Annotated in this window: 13 protein-coding genes, 1 tRNA gene and 2 pseudogenes; 10 read left to right on the forward strand and 6 right to left on the reverse strand. The window is 63.7% G+C overall.

All coding sequences use genetic code 11. The features are described 5' to 3' along the window. Positions 1 to 45 precede the first annotated feature (45 nt). The 3 genes from CIT39_RS17840 to glmS all read right to left on the reverse strand — a co-directional run bounded on the left by CIT39_RS17840 (position 46) and on the right by glmS (position 3,690). Entirely contained in the window at positions 46 to 903 is an 858-nt protein-coding gene (locus CIT39_RS17840; RefSeq protein ID WP_094973983.1) for an NAD(P)-dependent oxidoreductase, read from the reverse strand. Positions 904 to 1,008: 105 nt separating this feature from the next. Further along, positions 1,009 to 1,779 carry a DUF502 domain-containing protein gene (locus CIT39_RS17845; protein WP_094973984.1) on the reverse strand — a complete coding sequence of 257 codons (771 nt, stop codon included), beginning with the start codon at positions 1,777 to 1,779 and terminating at the stop codon, positions 1,009 to 1,011. 84 nt (positions 1,780 to 1,863) lie between these two features. Continuing rightward, on the reverse strand, positions 1,864 to 3,690 hold the full coding sequence (gene glmS / locus CIT39_RS17850; RefSeq protein WP_094973985.1) for a glutamine--fructose-6-phosphate transaminase (isomerizing): 1,827 nt from the start codon (positions 3,688 to 3,690) through the stop codon (positions 1,864 to 1,866). Positions 3,691 to 3,905: 215 nt separating this feature from the next. Here glmS and CIT39_RS17855 point away from each other — a divergent pair, with 215 nt between their 5' ends. Further along, positions 3,906 to 4,136: a hypothetical protein gene (locus tag CIT39_RS17855; RefSeq protein ID WP_094974061.1), complete on the forward strand. Its 231-nt coding sequence runs from the start codon at positions 3,906 to 3,908 to the stop codon at positions 4,134 to 4,136. A 6-nt stretch (positions 4,137 to 4,142) separates the two neighbouring features. Here the strand turns inward: CIT39_RS17855 and glmU are convergent. Further along, a pseudogene (glmU, locus tag CIT39_RS17860) lies at positions 4,143 to 5,497 on the reverse strand (bifunctional UDP-N-acetylglucosamine diphosphorylase/glucosamine-1-phosphate N-acetyltransferase GlmU). A 171-nt stretch (positions 5,498 to 5,668) separates the two neighbouring features. Here glmU and CIT39_RS17865 point away from each other — a divergent pair. From CIT39_RS17865 to CIT39_RS17880, 4 genes and pseudogenes are all read left to right on the forward strand, one after another. Next, a pseudogene (locus CIT39_RS17865) lies at positions 5,669 to 7,034 on the forward strand (hypothetical protein). Between the two features lie 130 nt (positions 7,035 to 7,164). Further along, complete coding sequence (locus tag CIT39_RS17870; RefSeq protein WP_094973988.1) at positions 7,165 to 7,605, forward strand: MgtC/SapB family protein; 441 nt, start codon at positions 7,165 to 7,167, stop codon at positions 7,603 to 7,605. Positions 7,606 to 7,679: 74 nt separating this feature from the next. Continuing rightward, a complete protein-coding gene (locus CIT39_RS17875; RefSeq protein ID WP_162308554.1) occupies positions 7,680 to 7,835 on the forward strand; it encodes a hypothetical protein in 156 nt (51 codons plus the stop codon). 80 nt (positions 7,836 to 7,915) lie between these two features. Further along, positions 7,916 to 8,296, forward strand: a complete 381-nt coding sequence (locus CIT39_RS17880; protein ID WP_094973989.1) for a hypothetical protein — start codon at positions 7,916 to 7,918, stop codon at positions 8,294 to 8,296. Here CIT39_RS17880 and CIT39_RS17885 read toward each other — a convergent pair. Further along, positions 8,256 to 9,815, reverse strand: coding sequence for a glycoside hydrolase family 17 protein (locus tag CIT39_RS17885; protein WP_162308555.1), 1,560 nt, complete (start codon positions 9,813 to 9,815; stop codon positions 8,256 to 8,258). The two genes, CIT39_RS17880 and CIT39_RS17885, sit on opposite strands and share 41 nt — an antisense overlap. Before the next feature lie 322 nt (positions 9,816 to 10,137). On the opposite strand from CIT39_RS17885, the gene CIT39_RS17890 reads away from it, so the two are divergent. The 3 genes from CIT39_RS17890 (at position 10,138) to CIT39_RS17900 (ending at position 14,132) form a co-directional block, all read left to right on the forward strand. Further along, on the forward strand, positions 10,138 to 10,740 hold the full coding sequence (locus CIT39_RS17890) for a beta-1-3, beta-1-6-glucan biosynthesis protein (protein WP_094973991.1): 603 nt from the start codon (positions 10,138 to 10,140) through the stop codon (positions 10,738 to 10,740). Between the two features lie 217 nt (positions 10,741 to 10,957). Then, entirely contained in the window at positions 10,958 to 13,633 is a 2,676-nt protein-coding gene (locus CIT39_RS17895) for a glycosyltransferase (RefSeq protein WP_094973992.1), read from the forward strand. Between the two features lie 423 nt (positions 13,634 to 14,056). Then, a tRNA-Lys gene (locus tag CIT39_RS17900) sits at positions 14,057 to 14,132 on the forward strand. Between the two features lie 149 nt (positions 14,133 to 14,281). Here the strand turns inward: CIT39_RS17900 and CIT39_RS17905 are convergent. Beyond that, entirely contained in the window at positions 14,282 to 14,560 is a 279-nt protein-coding gene (locus CIT39_RS17905) for a hypothetical protein (RefSeq protein ID WP_148667319.1), read from the reverse strand. 674 nt (positions 14,561 to 15,234) lie between these two features. Between CIT39_RS17905 and CIT39_RS17910 the strand changes: the two genes are divergently transcribed. Together CIT39_RS17910 and CIT39_RS17915 are read left to right on the forward strand one after the other, a co-directional pair. Further along, on the forward strand, positions 15,235 to 15,669 hold the full coding sequence (locus CIT39_RS17910) for a thermonuclease family protein (protein WP_109853905.1): 435 nt from the start codon (positions 15,235 to 15,237) through the stop codon (positions 15,667 to 15,669). 80 nt (positions 15,670 to 15,749) lie between these two features. Then, complete coding sequence (locus tag CIT39_RS17915) at positions 15,750 to 17,405, forward strand: recombinase family protein (protein ID WP_094973996.1); 1,656 nt, start codon at positions 15,750 to 15,752, stop codon at positions 17,403 to 17,405. The last annotated feature ends 76 nt before the right edge of the window (positions 17,406 to 17,481 follow it).

Raw genomic sequence — 17,481 nt, forward strand, 5'->3', positions numbered from 1 at the left:
AAAGAACAGCGCCCGCAAGATCAATAACAGATGAGTTCGGCGACGTCAGGATTTCGTCCGCGCGATCCCCGCAGCGAAGGCCTTCATCAGGTCGGCATCCACGGCATCGCCATTTGCATCCTCGGCGAGATACTCGAACCATCTCGCAAAACCTTCATAGATCTGGCTGGCCGGATGATCGGCGCCGAGAAAGCCGGAAATCTCCCGCATCTCGGCAACCCAGCGATAGGCCTTCGGAATCATGTCAGGCAGCGCGACCTCGAGCCGCGCCAGGATGGCAGGCTGGCTCAGCGCCAGTTCGTCACGCAACGCGTCCGCAGCGCCTGCTTTGGTCGCCGCGACCACCATGGCCGAGCCGATGCCGGCGAGGCCCTTGACGATGCCGGCGTAGGACATTTTCAGAGCGGACGCCGCGCCGACCGGGCCTTCGACGATGCGGACGTCGAGGCCGAAATCCTTCAGCACTGCGACGTCCCTGGCGTGCTCGCCGGACATGTAGAAGGCCGGGCTCTTAGCCCCCGGCTGCGGCGGAAAGCCGATGATGCCGCCATCGACGAACGGCGCCTGCGCCGAGCCGATGATCTCCTCGATCCCGCGCACGGTATCGACATTGACCGCATTGCAATCGACCACGATCGGCTTCTTCTTGCGCCTGACGATCAGAGCCGCCAGCCGCTTAGCCAGCGCGACGGCTTCGCCCGGCGGCACGATCGAGAGGATGATGTCGGCGTCCGCGATCGCATCGTCATCGGCGCCCACCATGCCGGCGTCTGCTGCGCGCTTGCGCGTCGCCTCGCTCCGCCCTTCCAAGGACGTCAACACCCGCACGCCATGCTCACTGAGGCGGCGGGCGACGGCGCTGCCCATGGCGCCGGGCGCGAGGATCGCAATGGTCTTGGACATCGTGCACTCCAGATCGAACGCCGAGCGAGGGCGCTCAGCTCAATCGGAGACTAGCAGAGGATGCCGATGTGCGCGTGACCGCGGCCATCCCGCAGGGGAATGGCCCTACTCCACCTTCGCAGGCTCGGGCTGGAGCGCCGCCGCATTGGCGATGCGCGCGGCATGCGCCATGCCCGCGAGCGCGGCGGCTTTCTTCGTGTCGGGTGCGGCGCCTGGCTGCACCACGCCGGCCGACATGATCAGGGTCGCGGCATCCTCGGTGCTGAGATCGACCTCGACGATCTTGCTCTTGGGCACGTAGAAGAAGAATCCCGTGGTCGGGTTCGGCGAGCAGGGCAGAAACACCGAGACATGCTCCTCCTGTCCCGGCAGGCTGCGCGCAACCTCTTCGTTCGGCGACTGCGAGATCAGCACGATCGACCACATGCCCGGTGACGGAAACTCGACCAGGCCGACCTTGCGGAAGCTCGAACCCTTGCCCGAGAACAGCGTCTCGAACACCTGCTTCAGGCCGCGATAGATGGCGCGTACCGCCGGGATCCGGCCGAGGAAGGTCTCGCCGACATCGACCAGCGTCCGGCCGATCAGATTGGCAGCGAGGAAACCGACCAGCGTCAGCATGAAGAATGCGACCACCAGTCCCCAGCCGGGAATGACGTAGGGCAGATAGGTTTCCGGACGATAGGCCAGCGGCACGAACGGCCGCACCACACCGTCGACCCAGGTGACGAACCACCAGACCAGATACAGTGTGATGGCGATCGGCCCCGTCACCACGAGGCCAGTCAGAAAATAGTTGCGGAAGCGGCCCATCAGGCCGGTATGCGGCTCCGGGAGGGGATCAAGAGGCGCAGGCGCGTCGTCGCGGGGGTTCATTCGGGTTCCAGGTCGGTCGCAGCTCACAAGCTAGGGTCTTCTAGCAGGTTTTGGAAGACCGCGACCGATTGATATCCCCTTTGCCTATTCCACGGTCACCGATTTCGCGAGGTTGCGCGGCTGGTCGACGTCGGTCCCCATCACGACAGCCGTGTGATAGGCGAGCAACTGCACGGGGACGGCATAGACCATCGGCGTGAAAGCCGCCGCCATGTCGGGCATGACGATGGTGACGAGGGACTCGACGGTCGCCTCTTCCGCGCCCTTTGCGTCCGTCATCAGGATGATGTTGCCGCCGCGGGCGGCGACCTCCTGCATGTTGGACACCGTCTTTTCGAACACCCGGTCGTAAGGCGCAATGACGACGACAGGCATGGTCTCGTCGATCAGCGCGATCGGCCCGTGCTTCAGCTCGCCGGCGGCATAGCCCTCGGCGTGGATATAGGAGATCTCCTTCAGCTTCAGCGCGCCTTCGAGCGCAAGCGGGAAGCTGGTGCCGCGGCCGAGATAGAGCACGTCGCGGGACTTGGCGATCCTGTGCGCGAGCTTCTCGATCTGCGGCTCGGTGGTGAGCGCATCCGCCATCAGGCGCGGGACCTCGACGAGGCCGTGGACCAGCTTGGTCTCGTCCTCGTCGGACAATTCGCCTCTAGCCTTGCCGGCCGCGATCGCAAGGTTCGCCAGCACCATGAGCTGACAGGTGAAGGCCTTGGTCGAGGCGACGCCGATCTCGGGTCCGGCGAGCGTCTGCAGCACGATTTCGCTCTCGCGGGCGATCGTGGAGGTCGGCACGTTGACGACGGCGACCGTGTGCACGCCTTCGGCCTTGGCATAGCGCAACGCCGCCAGCGTGTCCGCGGTCTCGCCCGACTGCGAGATGAAGATGGCGAGATCGCCCTTTCGCAAGGGCGCTTCGCGGTAGCGGAATTCGGAGGCGACATCGACCTCGACCGGCACGCGCGCAAAGCGCTCGAACCAGTATTTGGCGACGTAGCCGGCATAGCTCGCGGTGCCGCACGCCGTGATGTTGATGCGCTGGATGTCCTTGAAGTCGAAGGGAAGCTTGACCGGCAGCGAGACGCGCTCGGTCGCCATGTCGACGTAGCGCGCCAGGGTGTGGCCGACCACTTCCGGCTGCTCGTGGATCTCCTTCGCCATGAAGTGGCGGTAGTTTGCCTTGTCGACCAGCGAGGTCGAGGCGGCATGCTTGATCTTGTCGCGCTGGACGGCATTGCCGTCCTTGTCGAAGATATCGGCGCTCTTGCGGGTCAGCACCACCCAGTCGCCGTCTTCGAGATAGCTGATCGTGTCGGTGAACGGGCCGAGCGCGATGGCATCCGAGCCGAGATACATCTCGCCGGCGCCATAGCCAATCGCCAGCGGCGGTCCGTTGCGGGCGCCGATCAGGAGGTCGTCGTCGCCGGCGAAGATGAAGCCGAGGGCGAAGGCGCCGCGCAGGCGCCCCAGCGCCAGCTTGACCGCTTCGACCGGCTTGTTGCCCCGCTTCAGGAGATCGTCGACGAGATGCAGCACGATCTCGGTATCGGTCTCGGTGTGGAACACCGTGCCCTTCTTCTCGAGCTCCGCGCGCAGCTCGCGGAAATTCTCGATGATGCCGTTGTGGACCACGGCGACGCGCTCGGTCGCGTGCGGATGGGCGTTGTTGACGGTCGGCTTGCCGTGGGTGGCCCAGCGGGTGTGGCCGATGCCAGTCGTGCCTTGGAGCGGTTCGGCGCGCAGCAGCGCCTCCAGATTCTTCAGCTTGCCTTCGGCGCGACGGCGCTCGAGGTGCTTGCCTTCGAGCGTGGCGACGCCCGCCGAGTCGTAGCCGCGATATTCGAGACGTTTGAGCGAATCCACCAGCTGCTCTGCAACCGGTTCGCGCCCGAGAATGCCGACAATCCCGCACATGCGGATCACTATCCCCCAAATCGTCGAAAAATCGCCTAAACGACGCGCTCGATTCTTAGCGAATTTGCTAAGAAAACAGATACTCAATAATTATTGCTAATTGAGACAGCACAGCGTGGCCTGCTCGACCGCGTCGAATTGTCGGCGTTAAACCGCGTCGATTAACTCCTTGTCAATCAAATTGGCCAACGATTCCCCTTCAGGGAGTTATGGCCATGAAGGGCTCATCCGACCGCAAAGGCTTGTCATCGACTTTGGTGCGCGCCAGCGAGACCACAGGCACGCACCTTGCGCATTGGCCGCCGCCCCTGCGCGCCATGGAGCGCGGCAAGGAAAGCAAGCCCGCCCTCGTCACGCAGTCCGCCGGCGAACCGGCAAAGCGTGCCAGGCCGCGCGGCTGGCGCCTGACGCGCGCGATGGTTTCGGACGTCGCCGACGACGACTAGCCCCGCTTATTTCTCAGTCTTGTTGCCGCCCGTCTTCAGTTCGCGATAGCGCGCAGCGCCGCCTTCGCGGATGGTCTGCTGGTTGCGCTCCAGCGCCATGGCATCGTCAGGGACGTCTTTCGTGATCACCGAGCCGGAGCCGATATAGGCTCCGTTGCCGATCTTCACGGGGCGACCAGCGAGGAATTGGTGCCGACGAAGGCGCCCTGCCCGATGACAGTCTTGTGCTTCTTGAAGCCGTCGTAGTTGCAGGTGATGGTGCCGGCGCCGATGTTGGAATTGGCGCCGACGGTGGCATCGCCGATGTAGGAGAGATGATTGACCTTCACGCCGGCTCCCAGCGTCGCCGCCTTGGTCTCCACGAAATTGCCGATGCGCGCGCCGTCGCCGAGCGAGGTGCCGGGCCTTAAGCGCGCATAGGGCCCGATCGAAACGTTCTTGCCCAGCGTCGCCTGCACGATGTGCGAAAAGGAATGAATCACGGTGCCGTCGGCGATCGACACGCCGGGGCCGATCACCACGAAAGGCTCGATGGTGACGTCCTTGCCGAACACCGTGTCGGCGGCGAGATGAACGGTCTCGGGCGCGATCAGCGTGACGCCGGCCTCCATCGCAGCTTTCCGCAAGCGGGCCTGCATCACGGCTTCGGCTTCGGCGAGCTGCGCCTTGGTGTTGATGCCGCGCACTTCATCCTCGCTGGTCTCGATCACCACGGACTCCCATCCCTGCTCGCGGACGATGCCGACGGCATCGGTCAGATAATATTCGCCCTTGGAATTCCCATTGCCGATCTTGTCCAGGATTGCGAGCGCCCGGCGACCGTCGATCGCCATCACGCCGGCGTTGCACAGATCGATCTTGCGCTCTTCGGCGCTCGCATCGGCCTGCTCGCGGATCGCGACCAGACGTTCGCCCTCGACGATGAAGCGGCCATACCCCGTTGGATCAGCGGCGCGGAAGCCGAGCGCGGCGATCGCGGCGCCCCTGGCGAGCGGCGCGCGCAGCCGCGCAAAGGTCTCGGCCGAAATCAGGGGCGTATCGCCGAACGCAATCAGGAGATCGTCCACGCCGCGTGCGATCGCCTCGCGTGCCGCCAGCACCGCATGCGCGGTGCCGAGCCGCTCGGCCTGCACGAAGGTGAGCGCGTCGGGCCTGATGCGCCTTGCCTCGTCCGCAACAGCCTGGTGATCGGGGCCGATCACGACAGCGAGCGAGGTGCCGGTTCCCTTGGGTGCAGCGGCCAGCACGTGGGCAAGCAAGGTCTGGTGGGCCACCGAATGCAGCACTTTCGGCAGGCGTGAGCGCATGCGCGTGCCTTCGCCGGCGGCGAGCACGATCGTGAGGCTGGAACGTGCGGTCATCGAAATCCTGTCAGATACGGCCGAATCAACTGGCGCGGCGGGCGGCGCGCCCTCAAGAGCTCTCGCCTTGCTACCCCCGCAAACGCCCGGAATTCAAGTGCGACGGGGTTTTCCTGTTAATGTTCCCTGATTGATTCGGGGAAGCCGGACAGGGCTGGGCACTTAACGTTCATGGCAAAGGATTCCGACCCACTGGCGGATGCCTTCGGCACCAAGGAGACCGGCGGGCTGTTCTCCGGACTTGTGGCCGAGGAAAGCACGTTCGACCGCCGCATGATGTGGCGGCTGGGCTCATGGGGCGTGGCGGCCGTGGGTGCCGTCGTCATCGCGGTGATGGCCAACCAGGCCCAGCTCGGCTGGCGGCGCGACCAGCTTGCGTCCGCCGATCTCGCGCGCCAGGCGGAGCGGCTTCAGGTGCTGACCAAGGAAAGCCAGAACGAGGGCCCGCCGGCTCGCGGCCGCCATCGAGACGCTGAACACGGATCGTGACCGGCTCTATTCCCGCGTCACCGTCGTGGAGCAAGGGCTCGATTCCGTCACCGGCGCCATCGCCAAGCAGCCCATCACACCGCCGCAGGCTGGGAAGCCGCAGGATGCTGCGCCCACGGCCCCCAGCGTCGCGCCGGTCGCCTCGACCCCCGCCTCCGCCGGCGACAAGCCGCGGACCGAGGCCGCCAAGGACACGCACAAGGAAACGGCGAAGGAAACGATCAAGGAGACTGCAAAGGAGCCGTCGAGCCTGCCGCCGCAGACTGCTGCCGCCGCCTCGCTCGTGCAGCCGCCGCTGGCAACGAATTCTGCGCTGCCGACGATTCCGCTGGTGCCCTCCAAGTCGATCATGGCGCCGCCCGACCCGGCCGCCTCGAAATTGATTCAGCCCGAGCCAAGCGAGAAGGCCGCCGAGCAGAAGGCCGAGCCGGCGCCCGCCCCGACCGAAGTCGTCGCGACAGCCGCGAAGGCGCCCGAGGCAACCGAAAATGATTCACCCGCCATCGCGGTTCAGCAGACGCGTTTCGCGATCGACCTCGGCGGCGCCAATTCGGTCGACGGCCTGCGCGCGCTCTGGCGCGGCCTGAGCAAATCCAATCCGGAGATCGCAGCGCTGCGGCCGATCATCATGATCAAGGAAGGCACCACCGGGCTCGGCATGCAGCTCCGCTTGGGGGCCGGCCCGCTGGTCAACGCCGCCGCCGCCGCAAAATTCTGCGCGATCCTCGCCGAGAACGACCGTCATTGCGAGACCACCGTGTTCGACGGCCAGCGCCTGTCGCTGCGTGGCGGCTCGGAGAAGGGGCAAGAGAAGTCCCAGGACAGAGTTTTGGAGAAGAACTCCGAGAAGCACCAGGACGCGGTCCCGCAAGCTGAAACCGCGCCCGTCGCAAAACCCGAGAAGCCGGAAAAGCGTCGCCGGGGCTATTCCTCCAAGCGCTCGTCGAAGCGCGAGGAGCCCGCACCAACGCCTGCGGCACAGCCCGCGCCGGCCAAACCGGAGGCCGCGTCGGCGGCATCGACACTGACGTCGTTCTTCCGCCGGTAGTCCCGCCCCGGCGCAAACTGCTTGCGTACGGCGATCGGACGCTTGGACCTGAGTTGCCCTTTCGCCGCGGTTTTGCGTTCATTCACGGCGCGCGCCAAGCGTCGCCCCCTTCCTAAACGCACGAGCTTCGATGAACGAACTGGATGATGTGCTGAGGCTTCCCGTCGCGGCGGGAACAGGATTGCTGATCGGCATCGACCGCGACATGAACGACAAGCCGGTGGGCATGAGGACCCTCGCGCTGGTCGCTCTCGGCTCCGCCGTGGTCTCGATCTCCGTGATCGAGTTCCAGAATCTGCGCGATCACCCGGATGCGATCTCCCGGGTCATTCAGGGCGTCGTTGCCGGAGTGCTGACCGGTGTCGGCTTCATCGGCGCCGGCGTCATCCTGCACGACGCCAAGGCGAAGACCGTGCACGGCCTCACGACCGCGGCGACGGTCTGGATCGCGGCAGGACTCGGCATCGCATGCGCGCTGGGAGCCTGGCTGCTGGTTGGCGCTGCCATCGCCGTGACGCTGCTGGTGCTATTCGTGCTCGGCTGGGTCGAGCGACGGCGCGGATTGAAATAGCGGGCATACCAAATGATACGGAAGAGATCGGCGTAAGACGGCAGTATCCGCGACGGATTTGATTCGGAGCGGAGATGACGGACGCGAAGTTTCTGCGGGAGCAACTCGCACTGATCCGGGAACTGGCAGAGAAGGCGGATCCCTACATCAGGACGCGACTGCTCGCGTTGGCTGAGAAATACGAGCGACGGCTCGCGGACCAGAACCGGGCGACGCAAAGCCGGTTCTGACGGCTCCTCGCGCGAGCCGGATCACTGGAAACATCACCTGCCCTGTTGCCTGCCCGCGCCATCCCGACCATATTGCCGCCATGACAAAAAAGCCCTTCCGCCTCTCGCCCTACCAGGTCCAGTTCCTGATCGTCGTCGGCTTCGCCTCGGTCGGCTATGCGCTTTATCTGCGCTACCTCGCGATCGAGCTGTCGCAGGTCGCGCTCGCCTGCGACGCCGGGCTGCAGACGCTGCTCTGCAAGGCGCGGTCGGTCTCGACGGTGCTGTTCAAGAATTCGGTGTTTGGCATCGTCGCGCTGGTGGTTGCGACGCTGAACCTGATGCGGCCGTCGATCGTGCTGCTCACCGTCGGCATCGTCGCCGCCGGTCTGGGCATCGTGCTCTACAATGTCGTGCTGTCCGGCCTGGCGATCGGCCTGTTCATCCTTGGGTTTGCTCGGCCCGCGCCCGCCACAGCGTAAGCGCGAACAACAGATAGATCGTGCAGGTCCACAGCGACTGCCAATTGTCGCGGCCCTCGTTGAACAGCACGAAGACGGCCGACAGCGCCAGCACGCCAGCGAACACCGATTCCGCGATCGGGCGCTGGCCGATCTGCGGCCGGTTCAGCATCAAAAGCGCGAACGGCACCACCGCCATCGTCAGCGCGGCGTAGGGGAAATCCTTGTAGCGCGGGTCGAACACGAAACCGAGCGCGGTGTCGGCCGCGATCACCGCCGTCACCGCGAGCGTCAGGCCGAGCACGGCGGTGAGCTTCGACCATTTGCGGCCCTCGCGCGGGCCGAGCAGATCGAGGAAGCTCGGAAGGCTGCGGCCGATCACCATCGCTTGCGCGCAGAAGATCGGCGACAGGATTCCGGCCGCGAGCAGCGCGCCCCAGAGCAGCCAGCCGCCGATGCCGTAGCTCTCGTAATACATCTTGTCGGCGCCGATCCCGAGCAGGCTGCCCGCCGTCGTCGCCGAGATGGCGACCCCGAGCCAAGCCGAGAAGCGCGGCGTCCACGGCCGACGGCGCAGCGTGATCATCGCCACCGCGAACACCAGCACGCACAGACCCATGCCGGCGCCCATGTACCATTTCCAGAGCGGGAAATTGCTGATCGGCTGACCCGGCGGATATTTCAGGGTCCGGCGCACCGAATCGTACAGGCCCCAATAGCCGCCGACGGTGCCCTCCAGCTTGCGCTTCCACGGCTGGTCGTAGGACTCGATCAGGTTGACGCGGAATTTCTGCGACTTCGCCAGAGCCAGGATTTCCGAGACCACCCGCGCCTGGTTGGTGCGTGACGGCAGCGCGCCGTCGCGCATGCGCCCCTCGCTTGGCCAGCCGGTCTCGCCGATCAGGATTTCCTTGCCGGGAAACGCCACCGCCATGCGCTCGCGGATCGCCTCGACATGGGCCGAGGCGAATTTCGCCTTGATCGGAAAATCCTCCCAATAAGGCAGGATGTGGATGGTGACGAAATCGACGGCGTCATAGACCTCGCGGTTCTTCAGCCAGTACTCCCAGACGTCGGCATAAGTGACGGGCACGCTGACCTGCGTCTTCACCAGGCGGATGATCGAGACGAGATCCGCCGTCGTCATCTCACCGCGCAGCAGCACCTCGTTGCCGACGATGACCGCGGTGATGATGCCGGGGAATTCCTTGGTGAGGCGGACGGCAAGCGCCGCCTGCTCGAAGTTCTTGCTGCGGTTGCTGGAGAGCCAGATGCCCTGCAGCACTTTCAGCCCGCCGACCTTGGCGGCGATCGCCGGCACCTGGTCGAGCCCGTTCTCCATCGAATAGGTGCGGACGCAGTCGGTGATTTCCTTGAGCTGGCGCAAATCCTGCTCGATCTGCTCGGCCTCGATATGGGTCCACGCCTCCAGCGGCGTCTGCTCGCCGCGGAACGGCGCGTAGGAGACGCATTGCACCTTCTCGGCGGGATCGATCGGGGCACGCGCGAGCGTGATCGGCGTCGCCAACCACCACCACACGGCAGCAATCGCACCCAGTGAAACGATCAGAAGCGCCAGTGGCGTACGAAGAGAAATCGGTTCCGTCCTCCGCGAAGGGTCCGTCGATTACCTGCTTGCACGCCGTCTGCCAAGGGGGTGCCCCAATGCCGATCCGCCCCTGCCCTGCGGGAATCCGGCCGTCGACCGTCACCTAGCATCGTGACTTTGCTGGACAAAATTCCAAATTCAGGTCATGGACTCCGAAAGACTTTTCCGCCGCATTGGAGACCCATTTGGACGCCATCACCGGCGCGTCCGCGGGATCCTGACGCGGACGGGCAGCGGATACATTGGGGAATTCATGCGGCAACGGGTGTTCGAGTCACGAAATGCGGTCCTGCGGCAGTTCGCCGCCGCTTTGGCCGTCTCCTGCCTTGTCCTTATGGCCAGCTTTGGCGGCGCGTCCGCCCAGAGCGGCACGCCCGCCCCCGAGCAGGGCAAGGCCGCCGCCCAGCCCGCTGACGCCGCCGCCAAGGACGCCAACCAGAGCCAGAACCAGAAGCGGACCGACGAGTTCGCCGAAGCTGCCCGTGCCATCAATGGTCCGGGGGGCAACCCCGAATGCGTCTGGCTCGGCCGTCGCGCGGTTCAGTTGATGTACAGGGACGACCTCGATACCGCCTTCCGCCACCTCGATCTGTACGACCGCTTCGGCTGCCCCGGCGGCCACATCCAGGCCGCCTTCCGCTGCCTGACCCGCTTCCTGCCCCAGATCGACGACAAGGTTCCGAACAGCCTGAATAACCTGACCCAGGCTTGCTGGATCAACCCGGCTGCACAGCCGCAGCAGGCGGCGGCCGCAGCCTCCCAGCCGGCAACGCCGACCACCGGCAATGCGCCGGCACCGCAGCCGGCCGCGAGCCCCTCACCGGCAGCCAGCCCGTCGGCCGCGCCCCCGAAATAGTCGCGAACGTTTCAGCCGTCGTTCAGGAACGATCGGCGATAGAAGCGATTGGCACTGCCGCGCGTCTTCTGGAAAAGGCCATGCCCTTATAAGGACATGAGACCATGACAGTTGTGAAACCGCGCGGCAGAGGTATGCTCCCTTTGCCGCGGACTTGGTCGGATCTCGGGGTCGGATCCGCTTCCCTGCCCCCTCAGCCCCTTTTGGTCTAGCCGCGATGCGCGTTGTCGCCGCCGTTTTGTTGCTCGTGTCCGTGCTTCACGCCGGCATATGGGGAGTCCTGCGCGACAAGGAACCCGCGCCAGACTTCAAAGGCCTGTTGCCAAGCGTCTCCTATGCGCCGTTCGAGGGCTCGGCCCACCCGGACATCGACAACATCCCGACCATCGAGAAAATCCGCGCCGACCTGAAGACGCTGTCGACCATGACGCGCGCGATCCGCCTCTATTCGTCGACGGGCGGCGTCGAGCTTGTGCCACCGATCGCGGCCGAGTTCGGCATCAAGGTCACCGTCGGCGCCTGGATCGACAAGGACAAGGATCGCAACGACCGCGAGATCAAGGCGGCGATCGAGCTCGCCCGCAAGAACAGCAACGTCGTCGGCGTCGTGGTCGGCAACGAGGTGATCTACCGCGGCGAGCAGAAGGTCGCAGACCTCATCGACATGATCAAAAGGGTGAAGAGCGCGGTCCGCGTGCCCGTCACTACCGGCGAGATCTGGAACATCTGGCGCGACAACCCCGAGCTCGGCTCCAGCGTCGATTTCATCGCCGCGCACGTGCTGCCCTATTGGGAAAATTTCCGCTCGGACCAGGCGGTCGACCAGGCCGTCGACCGCTACAATTTGTTGCGCAATCAGTTCCCGGGCAAGCGCATCGTCATCGCCGAATTCGGCTGGCCGAGTGCGGGCTATAATTTGCGCAACGCCGACCCCGGTCCGTTCCAGCAGGCCCTGACGCTGCGCAACTTCGTCAGCCGCGCCGAAGCGCTCGGCATGGAATACAACATCGTCGAGGCGATCGATCAGCCCTGGAAGTATTTCGAGGGCGGCGTCGGTCCCTATTGGGGCATCCTCAACGCCAGCCGTGAGCCGAAATTCGCGTGGACCGGCCCGGTCGAAAACCCTGACTACTGGAAGCTGATGGGCATAGCGCTGCTGGTCGGCATCCTGCTGTCGCTGCCCATCCTGCGGATCGAAAAACCGACCGTGAAGCAAGCCTTCCTGCTGTCGGCGACCGCCAACGGCGTCGGCGCCTGGGCCGCGACCGTGTTCGCGTTCTGGAACGGCCACTACTTCATCTTCGGCTCGGCCTTCGCGCTGACCCTCGGCATGATCCTGCTGGTTCCGCTGGTGCTGATTGCGATGGCGCGCATCGACGAGATCGCCGCGGTCGCCTTCGGCCGGCCGCCGCAGCGGCTGATCACGAAGGACAAGCCGGTCTCAAACGTTCCCGAAGGTTACTGCCCGAAAGTCTCGATCCACATCCCGGCCTATTTCGAGCCGGTCGACATGCTCAAGCAGACGCTGGATGCGCTGGCGCGGCTGAACTATCCCAACTACGAATGCGTGGTCATCATCAACAACACTCCGGACCCCGCGTTCTGGCAGCCGATCCAGGACCATTGCCGCGCGCTCGGTGAACGCTTCAAGTTCATCAACGCCGAGAAGGTGCAGGGCTTCAAGGCCGGCGCGCTGCGCATCGCGATGGACCGCACCGCGGTCGACGCCGAGATCATCGGCATTCTCGACGCCGACTATGTCGTCGAGCCCGACTGGCTGAAGGACCTCGTGCCCGCCTTCGCCGACCCGAGCGTCGGCCTCGTGCAGGCGCCGCAGGAGCACCGCGACGGCGACCTGTCGATCATGCACTACATCATGAACGGCGAATATGCCGGCTTCTTCGACATCGGCATGGTCCAGCGCAACGAGCTCAACGCCGTCATCGTGCACGGCACGATGTGCCTGATCCGCCGTGCCGCGATGGACATGGCCGGCGGCTGGTCGTCCGACACGATTTGCGAGGATTCAGATCTCGGCCTTGCGATCCAGGAGCTCGGCTGGACCACGCATTACACCAACACCCGCTACGGCGCGGGCCTGCTGCCTGACACCTACGAGGCCTTCAAGAAGCAGCGCCACCGCTGGGCGTATGGCGGCCTGCAGATCGTCAAGAAGCACTGGCGCCGCTTCCTGCCCGGCGCGAGCCGGCTGACCGCCGACCAGAAGCGCGAATACGGCCTGGGCTGGCTGAACTGGCTGGGCGCCGAAAGCCTCGGCGTGGTCGTGGCGCTGCTCAACCTCGTCTGGGTGCCGATCGTCGCCTTCGCCGACATCGCCATCCCCGACAAGATCCTGACACTGCCGATCATCGGCGCCTTCGTGGTCTCGCTGGCGCACTTCCTGTCGATGTACCGCGCCCGCGTCGCCATCAAGCCCGGCCAGATGCTCGGCGCCATGATCGCGGCGATGAGCGTGCAATGGACGGTGTCGCGCGCGGTGGCCCAAGGCCTCATCACCGAGCACATCGCCTTCGCCCGCACCTCCAAGGGCGGCCTCTCCAGGATGTCGATCGAGTTCCAGGCGTTCTGGGAGGCCGTGATCGGCGCCCTGCTCCTGATCGGCTCCGGCGTCCTAATCGTGACCAACAGCTTCCGTCAGATCACCGAGATCTACATCTTCGCCGGCGTCCTGGTGCTGCAGAGCCTGCCGTTCCTGGCCGCGGTTGCGATCGCCATCCTCGAGCTCAGCCGCATCAACTCGTTCCAGTTCTGGCGCGACAGCGCGATCCGCACCGCCGAGCTGATCGGCCTCCGCCCGGTCGCCCTGCCCCCCGTGGGCGCACCGCAAGCCGTGACGAACGAAGTGCGGCGGGAGACGAAGGTGACGGGCTGACCTCGACTTGCGGCCATCCTTCGAGACGCCAGCCACGGGCACGCCCTCAGGATGAAATCGTGCCCGTGGCAAGGTCCGTGGACCCTCATGGTGAGGAGCCCGCCAAAGCGGGCGTCTCGAACCATGGAGGCCGAGCTCCTTCGGTACCCCTCGGCAGTTCAGCGTGGATGATAGCGCGACAATCAAGTTGAGAGCCCTGGCCTAACCAGCGGAAACCGCGAGAAAATCCCGCTCCTGCCAAGACTTTCGGCAGCCATCCCCGCTATTGACCTCCGCGCCCCATCACCCTACACAGCGCGGGCCGAGAGCATGATCCGGAAACAGCCGGTTTTCCCCACGACGCCTTTAAAGCGTAGCGGCAAGACATGCTCCTCGAATGTCCGACCACGATGGCGAACTCCGACATGCCATCAGCGGCCATGGGAGCGCGTAGCTCAGCCGGTAGAGCACGTGACTTTTAATCACGGGGTCCTGGGTTCGAGCCCCAGCGCGCTCACCAAAATTATCCTTTGAATTCAAATGATTGCGCGACAAACATGCGATCACAGAGTGTGACCCCTGTCTGTGTGCAACGCAGATGCAACGCCAAGTCGTTTCGGCCAGAGGCGTAATGCAATGGGATCAGAACACATGGGCCAGCGTCGAGGCTTACTTGATCAAAGGCTGGCCTTGGCCCGTGACGGGATTCCATCCGGTAAGCATCTCGCGGGTCCACGACAATATTTCGAGTGCTCCAATGACGGATCGAGGCTTACCATCGGCGCTTACGGCCGCTGAATCGTCTTTGAAGTGGTAGTAGGCGTCATCCAGATTCTTGAGAAACCTTTCTTGGAAAGTCGGATCGGACTGCTCGATCGTCTTGACCAAACAAGTTGCAAGCGCCGCCGCGCCTGCGCGAACGTTCCACTCTTCGTCCGTCATAGCCATCATTCCCTCCGATTGCGAGCAAGCCTTCAAGCAACCTAGGTGAATGGACGTGCGTTGCAAAGGAATTCCAGTTGCAAGTGAGCCGCATCACCCCTACCCGTCCCGATGGCCGGCCGACCAAGATCACCTTCGGCCAGATGCGTAACATGGGCGTGCGCGGCGTCCTGGTTTACTGCGCCGACTAACGCTGCGGACACTCCGTTGCCATCAGCGCCGATCGCTGGCCCGATGACCTCCGGCTGTCGGTCATGAGCCGGGCTTCACCTGCACGGTCTGTGGTCGGCGCGGCGCTGATGTCAGGCCGGATTTCGATCCCGCAGCGGTGCCGCCGAGTTTGACAAGCGACGGTTGTGCCAGCGATAACAATCGTGGAATCGGTTGGGGGTGATGCAAATGCGAAAGGCGTCTTTCCTGTTCTTGCTGCTGCTTACGGGCTGTTTGGGCGAAGAGGAGCGCTTGGCAGCAGAAAGTGCCAAAGACGATCAGCAGTGCCTGTCTTACGGCGCTCAGAAGGGTACGGACGCTTACGTCAACTGCCGAGCCCAGCTCGAAGGCTCGCGACGGCAGGCCAGAGCAACAGCAAGCGCCGCGTCTGATGCGAGCCGCCCCCGCAACTGTATCAATACTGGCGGATATGGCGGCGGAACCATCATCTGCAACTAAGCGGCGTGAACATGATCCGTCTTGCTGCCCTCCTCGTCATCTTTGTAGGCCTCAACGGCTCGCCCGCAACAGCCGCCGACTACCTCGGCGCGGTGACCGCCGTAGACGACGGCGACAGCTTCCACATGCTCGCAGACGGCAAGGACGTCCACATCCGCCTTTGCGGGATCGACAGTCCTGAGCGTAGCAAACCCGGCTACGGCAAGGCAGCCGGAGCACTGGCTGAATTGGTCGAAGGTAAGCAGGTTCATTGCCTACAGGTTGGCGAAGGGACCCCTTGCGATGGTCGATCGAAACCATGGAGCCGGGACAGAGCTGTCGCTCAATGCTTTATCGGAGACAAGGACATCGCCGCCGAGATGGTGCGATCGAAGCATGCTTGCGATTGGCCGCGCTTCTCGAACGGCGTCTATCGGCTGGACGCTGCGACCTGCGTGCGGGAGTAACGTCTTCGTGCTTCCCACTGGCCAAGGCCAAGTGACAGGAACCTGCTAAAACTGGCGCCGAGCCTTCGGGATTGGCATCCATGGCAAATTCCCTGGTCGTCAGAAGAACTTCGAGCCTCACCGGGCGGAACTTCGCCCTTCGGGCAGCCCAATACGTTCGGATGTCGACTGAGCTTCAGCGGTATTCGATCCAGAACCAGGCCGCCGCCATCGCGACTTACGCGCGGGATAAAGGTCTCACGATCGTGCGCACCTATGTCGATGAGGGGCGAAGCGGGTTGAGGATCAGAGGGCGAGCCGGTCTGATCGAGTTGATCGACGATGTTGAATCAGGACGCGCCGATTTCGATCATGTCCTGGTCTACGACGTAAGCCGGTGGGGTCGTTTTCAGGACGTCGACGAGAGCGCGCACTACGAGTTCATTTGCAGACGAGGTGGTGTTCGCGTTGCCTACTGTGCGGAGCAATTCGATAACGACGGCAGCCTCCTGTCGAGCATCATCAAGAACATCAAGCGCGTGATGGCAGCCGAGTACAGCCGCGAACTCTCGGTCAAGGTCCACATGGGTTTGTGCAAGTTGGCGAGCCTCGGCTATCGCGCTGGGGCTCCAATCACTTACGGCCTTCGCAGAGAGTTGGTTGACGAAAGCCATAAATCCAAGGGGCTTCTCGGTAAGGGACAATACAAATCCCTCAAATCAGACCGTGTAATCGTACAGGCGGGCTCCGACGAGGAAATTAGAATCGTCCGGTGGATTTTCGATCAGTTCGTTGAACAGCGAAAGACCGACGCCGCAATTGCTCGCTCGCTTAACGAAGCACAAGTTGGCAACCATCATGGTCGCGCGTGGACGCCTCTCATGATTCACGACGTCCTCAAGAACGAGAACTACATCGGCAAGGTCGTCTACAATCGCACGTCGAAGCCACTCGGACAGAAGCTGAAATCTAACCCTCCCGACCAATGGATTCGCAGCAATGCGGCCATCAAACCAATCGTTGATGCAACTCTTTTTGCGCGCGCCCAAGACATCATGGCGAACCGTTACCTCGCGATCTCAGAGGAGGAGATGCTGAAGCGGCTGCGAACGACGCTCGCGCGCAAGGGACGCTTAACTTCTCACATTATCAACGCCACGCCTGGGCTGCCTTGTTCCGATTCGTACGTCGATCACTTCGGCTCCCTGCGCAAGGCGTACTCGTTGATTGGCTATACAGCGTCCCGTGATTGCGACTGGTTCGACTGTCGAAACGCTAGTTCGGCGATTTTGTTGGAGCATCGCGAGAAACTTGTACACGCGTTGCGCACGCAGCGAGGACTGCGGGTCGCTACAAATCAACTCGGCGCAACAGTGAACGGGAGGCTCCACATATCATTCGCGTTAGCTCGGTACGCCACGAACATAGGTCCGAACTGCGTTCCGTTTTGGCGGACCTACACGTATCGGACGCCATCGGGGCTGTTTGCGGTCGGCCGGCTCAATAGCGCAAATAGGGCCATCCAAGACTACGTGTTGCTTCCCTATTCAAAGGGACGCGCGACGTACCTGAGACTGTCGGATATGGGCCTTCCACGACTGCAGGCAACGCGTGTTGCAACCTTTGCAGAACTGGTTAGTGAGATCAAAAAAAGTCTGCCAATGCCCCGCCGTGTCGAGCCAACCACGTCAACACGGCCGAGCAAGCCAACGAAAACAAGCCGCCCCAGAACCAGGAACGGCCGCGCGCCGCACTGATCGAGCGAAGATATAAAATCGCGCCGAGCAACGTCCCGTAGTTCCGCCGAAAATCCCCGTTGAGCTTGGCAATTTT

The sequence above is a fragment of the Bradyrhizobium symbiodeficiens genome (genome assembly GCF_002266465.3).
Classification (GTDB): Bacteria; Pseudomonadota; Alphaproteobacteria; order Rhizobiales; family Xanthobacteraceae; genus Bradyrhizobium; species Bradyrhizobium symbiodeficiens.

Excerpts from the sequence above, each read along its gene's own strand:
- CIT39_RS17855 (WP_094974061.1), top strand. The coding sequence starts at position 3,906 with ATGAAGGGCTCATCCGACCGCAAAGGCTTGTCATCGACTTTGGTGCGC.
- CIT39_RS17905 (WP_148667319.1), bottom strand. The coding sequence starts at position 14,560 with ATGGCTATGACGGACGAAGAGTGGAACGTTCGCGCAGGCGCGGCGGCG.
- CIT39_RS17840 (WP_094973983.1), bottom strand. The coding sequence starts at position 903 with ATGTCCAAGACCATTGCGATCCTCGCGCCCGGCGCCATGGGCAGCGCC.
- CIT39_RS17870 (WP_094973988.1), top strand. The coding sequence starts at position 7,165 with ATGAACGAACTGGATGATGTGCTGAGGCTTCCCGTCGCGGCGGGAACA.
- glmS (WP_094973985.1), bottom strand. The coding sequence starts at position 3,690 with ATGTGCGGGATTGTCGGCATTCTCGGGCGCGAACCGGTTGCAGAGCAG.
- CIT39_RS17845 (WP_094973984.1), bottom strand. The coding sequence starts at position 1,779 with ATGAACCCCCGCGACGACGCGCCTGCGCCTCTTGATCCCCTCCCGGAG.
- CIT39_RS17895 (WP_094973992.1), top strand. The coding sequence starts at position 10,958 with ATGCGCGTTGTCGCCGCCGTTTTGTTGCTCGTGTCCGTGCTTCACGCC.
- CIT39_RS17875 (WP_162308554.1), top strand. The coding sequence starts at position 7,680 with ATGACGGACGCGAAGTTTCTGCGGGAGCAACTCGCACTGATCCGGGAA.
- CIT39_RS17910 (WP_109853905.1), top strand. The coding sequence starts at position 15,235 with ATGATCCGTCTTGCTGCCCTCCTCGTCATCTTTGTAGGCCTCAACGGC.
- CIT39_RS17890 (WP_094973991.1), top strand. The coding sequence starts at position 10,138 with ATGCGGCAACGGGTGTTCGAGTCACGAAATGCGGTCCTGCGGCAGTTC.
- CIT39_RS17880 (WP_094973989.1), top strand. The coding sequence starts at position 7,916 with ATGACAAAAAAGCCCTTCCGCCTCTCGCCCTACCAGGTCCAGTTCCTG.
- CIT39_RS17915 (WP_094973996.1), top strand. The coding sequence starts at position 15,750 with ATGGCAAATTCCCTGGTCGTCAGAAGAACTTCGAGCCTCACCGGGCGG.